Origin of the sequence: Nostoc sp. 2RC (assembly GCF_014222165.1) — a bacterium.
In the GTDB taxonomy this organism is placed as follows: Bacteria; Cyanobacteriota; Cyanobacteriia; order Cyanobacteriales; family Nostocaceae; genus Nostoc; species Nostoc linckia.
Genome location: NZ_JACKZU010000213.1, coordinates 1 through 13,939, shown reverse-complemented (window position 1 = coordinate 13,939; position 13,939 = coordinate 1). Strand labels below are relative to the sequence as shown.

Below are 13,939 nucleotides of genomic sequence, written 5' to 3'. Positions count from 1 at the left end.
GGTATATATATGATAAATAATTTAGAATCACTTTCACATCCACCAAGCAAACAAAAATTTGCTGCTACATTGCGTTTAGTAAGTCGAATTAGTTTTTGGGTACAGTTAGTACTTGGTGGGATTTCAGGCATTGCTGTATTACTGGCGTATTTTAGTCGTAACATTACTACTCAAACAAGCAATGCAGGTATAGGGTTTGGGATATTTTTGGCTATTGTTGGTATTTTATTGCTGTGCTTTCGAGTATATTGGGCTTTGCGTTATCGAAAAATGGCTAAACTTCTACAAACTCCAAATTCTCAAAACCAACCCAGGAAGGAGGACGTAATTCAAAATTTACGAATTGGATTAATTGTAAGTTTGGTAGGGTTATTAATAGCTTTTATTGCTTCTGAAGTGACGGTTTCAATCATTTTGGGTAAAGCAGTAGCACAGCCTCAAGGTGTGGCAATTTATCAGCCAGAAAATGTAATTCGTTCGCTAGACATTTTTGTAATGTTAGCAAACGTCAACTTGATTGGCGCTCACTTTTTTGGGGGAGTTACTTCTCTGGGTCTACTTTATTGGTTAGAAGACTAATAAGCGCAGTATTGATTTGATTTTGTCAGGTATCGCTATGGAAGTACTAATCTATATCTAAAGTAGTATTTGCTAAATATATTAGAATTCTCCTCGACTTTTCCACCATTGAGATTTAATCTCAAAGTACAGTCTGTTTTCATGTCTCCTCTTTTGGTTGAGCGGCTCAACTTTATTTAAAGTACATAATCAAAAATTTTAATTATTGCAAAAGAAATTAAAGAATGTTGAAGCTAAGAGTATTTTCTCATCTTTGATTAGATGTATTGTGATTTGAAAACAACAAGCAAAGATAAAATTATCAGGAGGTATTTATGTACAAGTTCAATCATTCTTCTTTTACAAAAGTTGGATCGGTAGGAACAATTTTTGGAACTTTGCTAATCAGTTTCTCTGCAATTACTCAATCAGCAGTAGCACAGCAACCAACTCCTAAAGTTAATCCTTGTCCTAGTATCTTCTATGAAGAACCACACCGCGATCGCGTTTTGACTCCACCAGGATGTCCGCCGAATGAAGCAACTTTAAAATTCGGACAACAGCAGCAAACTAATAGTTCTCAAAGTATTGTTGTTCCTGTCTATAGAAGACCCTCTAACGCTATACAACCACCTTTACCAGAAAGTCGGCAAAGTGCGATCGCAACTATCACACCAACAGCAGGTAGAGTCGATGTCAAATTGAAAAATAACACTAACGCTGGTATCTCTTATCAAGCAATAGGTCAAACCCAACCTCGATATCTTGCAGGTGGACAAGAATTTGTCTTACGAAACTTACCAACACCTATCAGTATTACTGTGGTACGTCAAGACGGTGGACTATTAAAAGTTATGCCTACGTCTACTTCTGGAGGTACACTTTCAGTCTCATTAGATGAAACAACCAATTTTAATAACGATCAAGGTGTATTGAGAATTCAAAAAGATGGTCAGGTCTTTTTAAATTAATGTAGTTCATCTCATTAACTAGAAATACGTTAAAAAGCTGAATAAAACAATATCAAGTTTAGCTGAAAAAACATCATAAAAATTTATGCATAAATGTGATGATTTTTTAATTTTTATTAGTTGAACTTGATATTGACCAACTTGAATGGAGGTTCTGCCATGATTAAGCTTTTTCAAACTAAGTGGAATTTTAAAGGAGCTATTGCTTTAGCACTTTCCGCAGTAGTGCTTGGTGCTTGTGAAAACAACTTAGAGCGTAAAGCCGCAGTTCCAGAAAATAATGTAACTACAGAAGAAGTTACCAATAATACAAATCAACTAATTGGTCAAACTGTAACCGTCAGAAGTACGCCTATCAAAAAATTAGGGCCATCAACATTTACAGTCAGCGACAAGCAATTTTTTGGCTCTGAACCAATTTTAGTTGTCAATGCTTCGGGTAAAACTTTCACTCTGCCTACTGACACAAATACACCAATTCAAGCGACAGGGCCAGTTCGTAAGTTTGTGATTGCAGATATTAATCGAGATTACAACTTGGGCTTAGATCCAAACTTGTACAAAGAGTACGAAACCCAACCTGCAATTATCGCGCAATCACTAGCACTTGCTCCTAAACCAGGCGAACTTACTACAAACCCTAACCTATACTACGGTAAAAATTTGGCAGTGACAGGTGAAGTAGAAAACATCAGAAATGCCAATTCCTTCACCTTAGACGAAGACAAATTATTTGGTGGACAAGACTTGTTAGTGATCCGCGCCGGTACTCCCAAAAGAACTGTCAAAGAAGGTGAAAAAGTCGCTGTCACGGGTGTGTTGCGTCCGTTTGTTGTAGCTGAACTAGAACGAGAATATAACCTGAAATGGGATTTAACTGTGCAAAAGCAGCTAGAAGCAGAATACAGAAATAAACCTGTTTTAGTTGCAACAGAGGTATATCCCTCAGCAATTCCGCAATAAGGGATTCTACAGGATCATCTATCAGGAAAGCTTTCCATGAATAGCTAAGAATAAGGGCAATGAATGACAATTATCAAAGGGGAAATTTTTTACAAGCACTAGGTCAAACAGGGGTATTAGTTTTCCTGGTAGCGATCGCTCTGATAGTGAGAAGTTGTAGCTTTTTTGACACAAAGCCAACTATCACCAATACATCTGAAATTGCTGAAAACACCGACGAATTTATCGGTAACTCTGTAACAATTAAAAGCAGAGTAATTCAGAAAATTGGTTCGAGTTCATTTACGGTTAGTGATGCACGGTTCTTTCGGGGTGAACCTCTTGTAGTTGTCAATGCTTCAGGTGTGCCTTTTAATCTACCATCTGACGAAAATATTAAAGTGCAAGTTACTGGTCAGGTTCGTAATTTAGTAATTACCAAAATTGAGCAAGAGTTTAATCTCAACATACAGGATGAATCTTACAAAGATTACATCAATCAACCTGTAATTATTGCTCAATATCTTGTATTAGCGCCTCAACCTGGCCAAATAACACAACGTCCCGAACAATATTATCGTCGTCAAGTTGCAGTTACAGGGAAAATAGAAAATATCCGCAGTCCGGTTTTATTAACACTAGATGAAAACCAATTGTTTGGTGGGCAAGATTTGCTAGTTTTATTAAAAGCACCGCCCAAAGTAGCAATAAACAAAGGTCAGACAGTATCGATAACTGGTGAAGTTCGTCCTTTTGTTATTGCTGAAATTGAGAAAAAATATAATTTTACCTGGGATCTAAATGTAAAAAGGGAGTTAGAGGCTGACTATAGCAACAGACCTATTTTAGTTGCTGAAACTATATATCATCCTTCTGTATTTTTCTAAGAAGTTTTGGTAGAATGATGCCAGCATTATTATGACGGTCTTAATTAAATTACAAGACCGTTCTTTTTTACCATTAAACTGTACCCTACAGGTAGCTGTTTAATAACTGTACAGTTTATTCTCAATAAGTACCCACATTTTTCAAGGGGTCTGTGTCTCTCAAACCTTTATCTGGCTTGGTTTAGGGGCGATGGTCGCCCCTAAAAGTAAACTACCGTTGTTGGTTGGATAATTGGCATTAGTACACAAATTCATCAAGCGGCTGTTGCGGTTCTCTTCGCCTTTTTAACCGGAGGTATTGTACTCAATGTCCTTAAAGAAGAATTACCATAACAGCAAGAAAGCCGCTTTTGGGTTGCGATCGGCTATCAATTCTTTTATTAGCTCTTTAATTATTAAATGTTCCGTCGCCGAACCATATTAGTTAAAAAACTTAGTAACAATAATGTCAAAATAACTATCACAAAAGATATCCAGTTAAATTCAATACTGAATCCTTTTGTGTTATTTATCCAACGGAAAATCCAGAAATAATTATTACCGATAATAAATGAAGGAACTTCTAAGGTTTTCAAGACTGGTACTAGTAAAAAGCTAAAAATCAGTACCAAAGCCAAAGCCATAAACGCGAGGTTTAACAAAGCTTTTGCACCTGAACGCTTACGATTTTTATCAGTTCTAGCAAAAGGAAGTTCTCGGCGAGTCACATTAGGAGGTGCGTAAATTGCTATGCCTTCTTCTCTATCTTCGACTCGAATAGACTGTGGACAACGTAGCAATTGTACTGCTATCCAGATATCTCCAATTGCACCGCTTGTATTGAATGCAATTACCCAAATTAACCAGCTTGCTTGGGGAAAAATTGCTAGCAGTAACAAACACGCAATATCAAGAACTATCAATGGTGCTAAAGCAATGAAAATAAAAGCATTCCGACGAAATAAGTTCCCCGGTGAAGTGGCGTAAGCAAGGGGTAAGAAATACTTAAATTTAAATCCATAACGTGGCGAACCACCAAAGGCAGCAAACGCTATTCCATGCACTAATTCATGAACAATGATGGTGACAAAAGTAATAACCAGTAAAATCACAAAAGCAAGAATTCCTCGCCAAGCTCCACTTCCAGCACTTTCTAGACTAAAAATTACTGCTCGATCGTGAATAATGCTATAGTACCAGCCTGCACTTGAAGCTGCCAATATTAACAACAATGAACCTAAAGTAGTCCAAATAAGTGATATTTTTGGAGTTAAGCGAAATACATAAATAGGCTCATTGCGAGTTGCTATATTCATAATTATTGCTAATTATTAGTTTTTGTTTTCCAGATTAATAATATTTAGTATTTATTTCATCACTCTATAGGTTTATCTAGCTTCAAAATCTTTATTTGAACGCTTCTTGTAGTTGTTCGGATGTCAGAGATTTAATTAAACTTAATGGTAGCGGTTGCTGACTAATTGCATTAACGTAATCTGGACTCAAATATGGTAAATAACTTGGTTGTTCGGCAACATACGTTTCAAAGAATGGAACACTCAAAGCTTTTACATAACGACGTGCCAAAGCGGGGCTAGAACCAATTACTTGTCTGGCTACAGGGACAACTTCATTCGATGATTCTGCAATAGTAGAAAAGTGTGTACCGCCATTGATGAGTGCTAAATATTTATTTGGAGTTGTTAACCAAGTAAAAGGCTGAATTTGTTCTAACAAAGCCGGAGCAATTGTATCGGCACTGCCAGAGACAATCATCAATGGAATTTTGATTTGGCTAAGACTAGCTTTTCCAAAAATACTACTATCGACCGGATCGATTGCGATCGCGGCTTTGATTCTACTATCAGATAAATTATATTCAGTATTCGGTAGCTTTATTGCCAAACATTGTAATAAAAGCGAAACATTTAATGTATCTTCTAAAGCTGGACAGTCAGCTTTTAATTGCTTAAAATTAATTTTCGCACCTGCTAATGCTAATACAGTATATCCACCAAAGGATTGTCCAACTACACCAACTTGGTCTAAGTTTAAACGTCCTTGAAATGTTGAATTAGACTTTGATAAACGAGTAAGTTCATCTAGCAAAAATTTAATATCTAAAGGTCTGTCAATAAATTCTCTAGGATTGGTAACTCTATCTGCTATACCTGACAGTAAGGCTTGTATTTGTTTTGAATTACTGCCAGGATGTTCTGGAACAGCAACCACAAAACCATAAGATGCTAAATGTTCAGCCAAATACGCAAAACTTGTTCTATCAGAACCAAGTCCATGCGAGATAACAATTATTGGGCGAGGGGTTTGAGTAACTGGTAAGTAAACATCAACCGGAAATTGTCTGAGACGCGATAAGTCATTGAGAATAATAGTTTGCTTTAAAAAACGAAAATTGCCTGATTTTGCTAAATCTAATTTGGGAATACTATTAAGTGTATAAGTATTACTAGCCTTTTGTTGAGATTTTTGGTTAATAAATGCTACTGCACTTTGAGTTTGATTGACTAAATCTTGTAAAGCATTAACAATGCCTAAACCTTGATTCAAATTAATTGAAACTGCACTTGCAGGAAACTTTTTTAATACATTTAAAAGTGTAAAATCTTTTGGCTCTACGGCAGACAAAATTAATGCAGCGCGAATAGCATAAAAGCCAGATATTCTAGATTCAGTTTGAATAACTTTTCCCAAGCTTGTTAATAATCTTTCCCCAATAGGTGTATATAAAAACTGTGAAACTTCAACTTGAGTTAAGGGAATAGGAGTAGTTAAAGCTTTCCGTAGTTGTGTTAATTGCTGATTGCCTACATACTTTCTGTATACAGCTAAATCATTATCTACTTTGCCTGTTCTAATATATGTTTCAAGCGAACTAATTGGAATAGACTCTTCTAAAAGACCGTAATTAAACTCGATCCGTTCTGCACCGACAGCAGGATAAGCACTGACTACAGGTAGTAACCCTATAGTAAAAAGTCTCAAAACTATTTTGAGCAAGATAGTTTGTTTTTTTAGAAGATAGGTCATAACTTGTTACTAAATAAAATTGGCTGAGAATAAAATTTGATAAAGATTTACATCTTTTTCCACTAAGCACGCATGGCCACTATGAGGTAGAGTTATTATTTGTGAATTAGGAAAAATATTACTTAAACGTTGTGCCTCTGCTTCTGAAGGTAAAAGTCTATCTTCTTTACTAGCAATAAGTAAGACTGGTTGAGTAATTTGAGATAATTTCTGCTCATCAATATCAAATTCTCTCATTAATGCGAGTCGCTGATTAGCAGTTCCTTTTGGTGCAGAACTGGTGGATTTTAAAAGAGCTTGTCTCGCAGTAGGTGAAATTCGGTTTAAATTGGTTAAAAAAGGTAAAGATATAAATGAAGAGATTTTATAAAATAAATTAGGTGTATAAGGAAACAATAGAGAACCTAAATTTAACCAAGGTACTCGGTGAAATGAAGAAGCAGAGTTAATTAAAATAATCTTTGTAAACAGTTGAGGGAATTTCTCTAAAACTTTGAGTGCCAAGCAAGCACCGAATGATTCAGCACACAAATATACAGGTGATGACCGTATTTTTTGGAGTTCTATATTGGTTAAACTTACCACTTCTTCTGTCATTTCATTCCAGCTAGTTAAATCATCAGGTGGAATCACAAAACAACGTACATCAAAAGCAGTCTCTAAACCTGCTGTTTGAATATACATGAGTTCCTTTCCAGTTTCATCCATTCCTGGAAGAAATACAAAAAGTGGATAACTAGAGTTAGATGCTTGAGTAGCCAAAAAATAAGAGTGACTGCGAATTTTAGATGACATAATTTAACTAATACTAATATTAATAACTAGATAATTGCTTCAAGGTTCAATTAACTCTGAAACAGACCTGAATATTTCTCCATTTTCTTGTGTATTCATATCATCATTATCTGGCTGCAAATGCTTCTGATTAGTTTCAATATTTAAACGTAAATTAAGCATATTTGCAATCCAAGGAGCTGTCAATCCTTGAAAAAAAACTGTCATCATGATAGTTAAAAATACTAGGGCTTTAATGGAATCACCACCATTGATACCTTCTTTTGTAAGTGAAACTGCAAACAAAGAAGCTAAAGAAGCAGCTACAATTCCACGAGGAGCAACCCAACATAAAAATAACTGCTGTTGCCAGTTAAAGCCTTGATTCCAAGTTGATATCAAAACGTTAATGGGACGTACTATCAACATCAATACGAGAACTGTTAAAACACTACCCCAACCCAAAGCTAAAACACTGGCAATTGATAACTCTGCTGCTAACAAAATGAACAAAATTGAATTAGCTAAAATGCTCAACTGTTCATGAAATTGACGCAATAAAGATTCAGAAGGCAAGTTACTAGCTCTTAAAATTATTCCCGTAACTACAGCAACTACTAACCCAGACTCACTGCGTAAAACTTGTGCCAAACTAAATAAACTCCAGATACTAGCTAAAACAACTAGATTTTTTAAATCTTGCGGCAGAAATTGTTTCTGCTTGAGAAGTTGAGACAGCAACCAGCCTCCACAGATACCAATAACTACACCAATACCCAAACGTAAAACCAGACCCTTAACTAAAATGAGTGGTTCTAGATCCCCATTTAAGACTAAGTGAAGCACAATAACAGACAGAATTGCACCAATAGGATCGATAAAAACACCCTCTGCTTCTAAAAGTGTTGATACTTGTTTATCTACACCAATTTGTTTGAGAAGAGGATTAATAACTGTTGGGCCTGTCACAACTACTAAAGAAGCATAAAGAAAAGCAATTGACCAGGGAAATTCACTTAACCAGTGTGCAGCTATTCCAGCACCCAAAAAGGTAATTAGCACTCCTACAGTAATGAGCTTACGAAGACTGTTAGAAATCTCTTTTACTTCTCCAAGCTGTAGATTTAAACCCCCTTCAAATAAAATTAGTGCTACTGACAACGAAACTATAACTTCTAAACCAACACCTAACAAAGATGGATTTAAAAAATTAAAACCATCTCGCCCAAGAGTAATTCCGAATAAAAGTAGCAGAACAATGCTAGGAATTTGAAAATAACTAGCTAAAACTTGAGCCGAGATTCCAGCTAAAACTGTTACACTAATCAAAATTGTAATTTGCAAAGATTCTTCCATAAAAAACTTCAGTCGTGCTGTACAACCTCCTCCTATCATCAAAAGCAAAAATTATCAGCAAATAGGATAACTTGCTGATAGAAAATTTTTAGTTTATAACACAGTCCGATCAAAGATTCTAGACACTAGCTAAAGCGGCTCCTGGCACTAATTCTACTTTCACCCAGCCTGGTTGCCGTTGGTCAAACGCTTTATAAGCATCAATAACTGACATTAGCGGTTCGAATTGGGTTAACACTTTTGTCGGGTCTACTGTGCCGTTACGCACCAAATCTACCAACGTCGGAATATACTTGCGGTGATTGCAATTTCCCATGTTGATAGTCAAATTTTTGTTCATCGCCATGCCGATGGGAAAGAAATTATGGCTTGGAGGGTATACTCCAATAATTGAGAGTGTACCAGCTTTTGCTAATGCTTGAACTGCCCATTCTAAGACTTGAGAAGGAGCATTCCCAGGATGCCAATTACCATTTTGCGGATTAGTTTTTGGGGCAATTTGTTGTAACTGCTGCTGGAATTGTTGTGCTTCTTGTCGTGCTTTTTCGGCGGCTGGGCCACTGTCAGGAGCATTAGCATCTACGCCAACGGCATCAATAGCTCTATCTACACCAACTCCTCCAGTTAGTTCCCGAATCGCTTCTATTGGATCTTCAGCATTATAATCGATAATCTCTGCACCTAGATCGCGCGCCATTTCTAAACGCGAAGGGATTGTATCTATTGCAATGATGCGTCCAGCACCGAAAAGTCTGGCACTGACAATAGCAAACTGTCCCACGGGGCCACAACCAAAAATAGCAACTGTATCTCCTGGTGTAATCTCTGCAATATCGGCTCCAAAGTATGCCGTGGGGAAGATGTCAGATAGCAGAATTGCTTGGTCGTTTGTAACTTCTTTTGGTAGTTTGACTAACCCTGCATTGGCATAAGGAATCCGAGCATATTCAGCCTGTAAGCCATCGAAGGGGCCGGCTGCTTCTGGGCCTCCGAAAAAAGCTGTGCCGGCATTATGTCCGTGGGGATTGGCGTTATCACATTGAGCATGGTATCCGCTACGACAATAAGAACAGTAACCACAAGCAATTGTTGAGGGAACAACGACGCGATCGCCTACTTTCAAATTCCGCACATTAGAACCAACTTCTTCAATAATTCCAACGCCCTCATGTCCTAAAATTGTACCGGGTTTCATGCCTGTGAATGTTCCCCGAATCATGTGTAAATCTGTGCCGCAAATTGCACTAGAAGTCAGGCGAATTATGGCATCTGTTGGCTCTTTAATTTTTGGCTCTGGTACGTTATCTAAACGAATATCTCCAATTCCGTGAAAAACTACTGCTTTCATGGTAAATACTCCTGACTTATAAAGTTTGCATCTCAGATAAAAACTAGTAGCTGAGAAGTTTAGCTACTATAAAACAGAATATTTATGTAATAGAGTTGGAAAACTTTGCTCCAAATTAAGCTTTTTAATGGATAACTTAGAAAAAAATTAGTTGATTTTGAACTACATGACATACGCACTTAGAAACTATGGTATCGATATCGTTCTAGTTTCTTATCGTCCTCTAGAAGGATATAAATTATCAAAAGCACGGATAATTATGTCAGGTGGAGAAAGTGAAAACAATACCACACTTGTTCACCAGATGAGGCTTCCATGAAGCTCAATCAGTGGCGATCGCTCAGGAGTAACAAAGAAAGAGTGCCGAAATTTGCCATTATTTATTTTGTCATTACAGCGATCGCAGCCAAACCAATTCTCTATGACTTTCACTATGGCGAAGAATTATTCTATGAATACGGTGTAGGTACAGCAATATAGCCACACAACAAAAAGTAGGAACAAAGCAAAAAAATTTCTTTTGACTTAATGCCTTGTTCCATACATCTTAACAAGCATAGTTTAGTTCCAATATCAGGCTATTCCATACTTGGGGCTTCTTCAAACTGCACCAACATCAGCACGGCTGGCGCATCGCCTACTGTGCCTGATAAATGACCTTTATGACCTTGTGCATCTTCTTTTGTACCTTGGTCTCCTCCAAATGAAATTTCGCCAGGCCCCATCTCTACTCGTTTACCGTCCATAGTCTCTACAAACCAGCGCCCCGATAGTGGGATAATCCACTGCGGCTTGGGGTTTTCATGCCACTTTCCTACCCATCCGACTGGTAATACAGTAAATGTAACTGTAGCACCAGACTGTTTCAATTGAGATAGCCACTGAGGAGCTGTATCCGGTGCTATACCTTTGTGAACGAAATCCTCAATTTGATGGCGGGACTGGTGAGTTACACCGTCTTGATTAGTCGAGACACACCAATACTCAATTGTTGGCTTATGTGATTGGTTATTCTGCATAAAAATTATTTTTCGTAATGGGACAAGACTCTTGAATGCGATCGCTATTATTGAATAATCCCCAGTTGTACTGGTCTAACGTTGGTAAAAAATTTGATTTTGTATTTTAAAACTACATCACTTCCTTAATTTTTTTACTAAGCAGCCACCAATTTACTGGGTAACTAGTAAGAAAGCCACATACCATACCAATTTGCATCATGAACCAGAACACGGGATTGTTTGGGCGTAATGTTTCTGGTGAGAAAAGAATAAATAGTGCGATCGCCATCCAGCCATACATTCCAACTTGCCACGCTGTTAATGAGAGAGTATCCGCTTTTACCGCAGCTTTTAAACCCTCACCCATTGAAACTTCCCGCATTGGTTTGATGGTGAAATATTGAAAAGCAATCCCTAACACGAACGCCACAATATAATCTAATATCCAATAAAGTCCAGAAATAAAGTTCTTGTCCGTAACCAAAGGGATGACTATCATCTGCTGGCTTTTGGCTCATACGAAGTCCCAGCAGAAGTAATAATTGATCGATAGTATCTACAACTGAATGAATGCCTTCAGATATCATCGCTGAACTATTGGTAATGTAAGCAGCGATAAATTTAGTGATAGCGATCGCTAGATTAGCACTCATCGCTGCAAAAATTGTTTTCTTAGATGAATCTGAAGCCATTTTTTACTGTTCTCCATTCCCTTTCATCACTTCTAACTCTCCATCAATATGGGTAACTTCCCAGTGAGTTTGTTCTCCCTCACGCCAAAAACGCAATGAAACTTTTGCGTCTCCTACAGATAGATTAGATAGTTCCAAATCTGGTAAACATTCTGGTAAGCGAGGCTGTATTTTCAACTTTCGTTGTGGTGCATCAGCTTCGAGTCCTAAGATGCTGCGAATGAGTAAGAAAATGGAACCAGCCGCCCAAGCTTGGGGTATATTGGCATCTGGATAGGGGACTGGAAAGTTATCATCTCGGCGTTCAATTCCTGCAAACAATTCTGGCATTCGCCCAGCTTGAAAATAGCTAGCAGCAGCAAAAATACCCTCAGCGATGTGATTAACTTCTTTGTCGTAGCCGTATCGTTTTAATCCAGCCGCAATGATTGAATTATCGTGCGGCCAAACACTACCTCTTTGATAACTAATCGGGTTATAGCCTTGATTTTGAGATGAAAGAGTCCGTATACCCCAACCACACCACATATCTGGTTGAAAGAGTCGCTCTTGCACTTTTTTTGCTCTTTCTTGAGGTACAATACCAGACCAGAGCAATTGACCAGGATTTGAAGCGATAGACTTAATTTGTTGCTTGTTGTTATCTAAGCCAAGACAGTAAAAGCCTTCATCTTCCATCCAAAAGCGATCGTTAAAGCGTTGATATAGTTCTTCGGCTTTTTGACGTAGCTTTTTAGCTTGTGCTTGTTCTCCCCACACCTCATAAATTAAAGCTGCTTTTAACCAAGCATCGTAAACGTAACCTTGAACTTCACACAAAGCAATGGGCGGCTCTACTAATTTGCCATTTGGATAAACTATTGCTTCACCTGAATCTTTCCAGGCTTGATTGCGTAATCCATGACTAGAACGAGTAATATACTCGACGAACCCATCATTATCAAAATCGCCGTACTTATCAATCCACTTTAGGGCTTTTTCTAGAGGCGATTTACACTCATTCAACATACCTACATCGGCATTCCAGCTATAAGTTTCAGCTAGGGTAATAATCCAAAGAATAGTAGTATCTACCGTGCCGTAATAGGGATTGTAAGGTAGTTGATTGAGTTTAGTTAATTCGTCACGCCGCAATTCATGTAACATCTTGCCGGGTTGAGCATCGTGCCAGTCATCCGACTCGGTGGCTTGCAGTTGAGCTAACCGAACTAGCGTACCACGGGCAAATTCATGATAAACTGCCATTGTTTGTAAGCTGGTAATTACAGAGTCACGTCCAAAAACAGCCATAAACCAAGGAATACCAGCAGCAAGCATCCAAAACTGATGCCCATTGTCTTCTACCTCAATTCGTAAAGCTCCCATATCAACGAGCGCCTGCTGATAAAATCCCCGAATTTCAGCATTAGAAGACTGCAACTTTGTCGCGTTACTCAAAAATTCATCGCTGACTTTTCCGGCTTCTGTATTATGAGATGCAGCACAGGTTTGTTGTGGTTGAAGCACATCTCCATTGGCTAAGGCTGTAAAATTAATACAGGTGTGCCATGTTTTGCCAGGAGTAATCATCACATTAAACATCAAACGACCGTTGGCGTAGCTCGCTTTTGAACTAGAACCAACAGGCTCAGTCACAATGGCTCGAACAAAAGAACTATTACGATACTTGGTAGTGAGTACACCGTCGTTCCATACTGTTTCAGTATTACCCCGCATGACAATGTTCTTGGCTTTCACTTCAAAAATATCCGCAAAGTCAGAACGAATTGCCAACATCAATTGAAACTCAATTGGTTCTGAGTGGTAGTTGGTGATATCGATATCTTCGTGCATTCCTGCTACAATGTCGCGTCGAATGGTTACGAACAAACTACCAGAAGCTAAGTTGCCGTTAACAGTGGGGATTTGCGGATTAGTAAATTGATAAAGAGCCGTGTGATGATTGATGTTGCTAGCGGCTAGTAGTACAAGTCGGTAGCGATTGAGAGAAATTTCGTAGTAAGAAATTAGGCGTGTGTCACGCACAAAAAAACCTTGCGCTTGATTATCGTCGATGGAACCATCACTAGCAGTTACAAGAAATGAGGAACCATCGTTAATAGTGATTACACTAGGGTTGACAGCGACTTGTGTAGGCATAGGGCAAACAATGAGTGTGGGAGGATGGGGAAGATAGGGGGGAAGAGAAGTATGGGAAGTGTGATTCCTTCCCACACTTCCCCATCTCTTCTGCTTCCTTAAGGCTCAAGAAATATGCTTTGTCTTACTTTTTTTGTTAACTATTTACAGCAGGGAACAAGATTGAAAGTCTGTTGTTATATGATTTTTTTTAGAAAATTTGTACTTCATTAACCTACAATCTGCTGTATATATAATTCAATAT

Annotated in this window: 14 protein-coding genes; 5 read left to right on the top strand and 9 right to left on the bottom strand. The window is 38.0% G+C overall.

Going from position 1 to position 13,939, the window contains the following annotated elements; all coding sequences use genetic code 11:
- Nucleotides 1-9: 9 nt before the first annotated feature.
- The 4 genes from GNE10_RS21795 to GNE10_RS21780 all read left to right on the top strand — a co-directional run bounded on the left by GNE10_RS21795 (nt 10) and on the right by GNE10_RS21780 (nt 3,358).
- Nucleotides 10-579 carry a DUF3611 family protein gene (locus GNE10_RS21795; RefSeq protein ID WP_185566953.1) on the top strand — a complete coding sequence of 190 codons (570 nt, stop codon included), beginning with the start codon at nt 10-12 and terminating at the stop codon, nt 577-579.
- Between the two features lie 314 nt (nt 580-893).
- Nucleotides 894-1,529, top strand: coding sequence for a hypothetical protein (locus GNE10_RS21790; protein ID WP_185566952.1), 636 nt, complete (start codon nt 894-896; stop codon nt 1,527-1,529).
- A gap of 159 nt (nt 1,530-1,688) precedes the next feature.
- The gene (locus tag GNE10_RS21785; RefSeq protein ID WP_185566951.1) at nt 1,689-2,492 is read left to right on the top strand and encodes a hypothetical protein; all 804 of its coding nucleotides are present in this window, start codon (nt 1,689-1,691) and stop codon (nt 2,490-2,492) included.
- Nucleotides 2,493-2,551: 59 nt separating this feature from the next.
- Nucleotides 2,552-3,358, top strand: coding sequence for a hypothetical protein (locus GNE10_RS21780; protein ID WP_185566950.1), 807 nt, complete (start codon nt 2,552-2,554; stop codon nt 3,356-3,358).
- Nucleotides 3,359-3,753: 395 nt separating this feature from the next.
- Here the strand turns inward: GNE10_RS21780 and GNE10_RS21775 are convergent, their stop codons facing one another.
- From GNE10_RS21775 to GNE10_RS21755, 5 genes are all read right to left on the bottom strand, one after another.
- A complete protein-coding gene (locus GNE10_RS21775) occupies nt 3,754-4,653 on the bottom strand; it encodes a DUF3267 domain-containing protein (RefSeq protein ID WP_185566949.1) in 900 nt (299 codons plus the stop codon).
- Between the two features lie 91 nt (nt 4,654-4,744).
- Nucleotides 4,745-6,385, bottom strand: a complete 1,641-nt coding sequence (locus GNE10_RS21770) for an alpha/beta hydrolase (RefSeq protein ID WP_185566948.1) — start codon at nt 6,383-6,385, stop codon at nt 4,745-4,747.
- A gap of 9 nt (nt 6,386-6,394) precedes the next feature.
- Nucleotides 6,395-7,180, bottom strand: a complete 786-nt coding sequence (locus GNE10_RS21765) for an alpha/beta fold hydrolase (protein WP_185566947.1) — start codon at nt 7,178-7,180, stop codon at nt 6,395-6,397.
- Nucleotides 7,181-7,219: 39 nt separating this feature from the next.
- A complete protein-coding gene (locus GNE10_RS21760) occupies nt 7,220-8,515 on the bottom strand; it encodes a sodium:proton antiporter (protein ID WP_185566946.1) in 1,296 nt (431 codons plus the stop codon).
- A 118-nt stretch (nt 8,516-8,633) separates the two neighbouring features.
- Nucleotides 8,634-9,863 carry a zinc-dependent alcohol dehydrogenase gene (locus tag GNE10_RS21755; protein WP_185566945.1) on the bottom strand — a complete coding sequence of 410 codons (1,230 nt, stop codon included), beginning with the start codon at nt 9,861-9,863 and terminating at the stop codon, nt 8,634-8,636.
- Between the two features lie 315 nt (nt 9,864-10,178).
- Between GNE10_RS21755 and GNE10_RS21750 the strand changes: the two genes are divergently transcribed.
- Complete coding sequence (locus tag GNE10_RS21750; RefSeq protein WP_185566944.1) at nt 10,179-10,343, top strand: hypothetical protein; 165 nt, start codon at nt 10,179-10,181, stop codon at nt 10,341-10,343.
- A 98-nt stretch (nt 10,344-10,441) separates the two neighbouring features.
- Here GNE10_RS21750 and GNE10_RS21745 read toward each other — a convergent pair whose 3' ends face one another.
- The 4 genes from GNE10_RS21745 to GNE10_RS21730 form a co-directional block, all read right to left on the bottom strand.
- On the bottom strand, nt 10,442-10,882 hold the full coding sequence (locus GNE10_RS21745; RefSeq protein WP_185566943.1) for a cupin domain-containing protein: 441 nt from the start codon (nt 10,880-10,882) through the stop codon (nt 10,442-10,444).
- Between the two features lie 112 nt (nt 10,883-10,994).
- Nucleotides 10,995-11,285, bottom strand: a complete 291-nt coding sequence (locus GNE10_RS21740; RefSeq protein WP_311774838.1) for a DUF4396 domain-containing protein — start codon at nt 11,283-11,285, stop codon at nt 10,995-10,997.
- Nucleotides 11,224-11,556: a cation transporter gene (locus GNE10_RS36410; RefSeq protein WP_311774837.1), complete on the bottom strand. Its 333-nt coding sequence runs from the start codon at nt 11,554-11,556 to the stop codon at nt 11,224-11,226. The genes GNE10_RS21740 and GNE10_RS36410 overlap by 62 nt, the downstream gene beginning before the upstream one ends.
- 3 nt (nt 11,557-11,559) lie before the next feature.
- Entirely contained in the window at nt 11,560-13,695 is a 2,136-nt protein-coding gene (locus GNE10_RS21730; RefSeq protein ID WP_185566942.1) for an amylo-alpha-1,6-glucosidase, read from the bottom strand.
- Nucleotides 13,696-13,939: the final 244 nt, after the last annotated feature.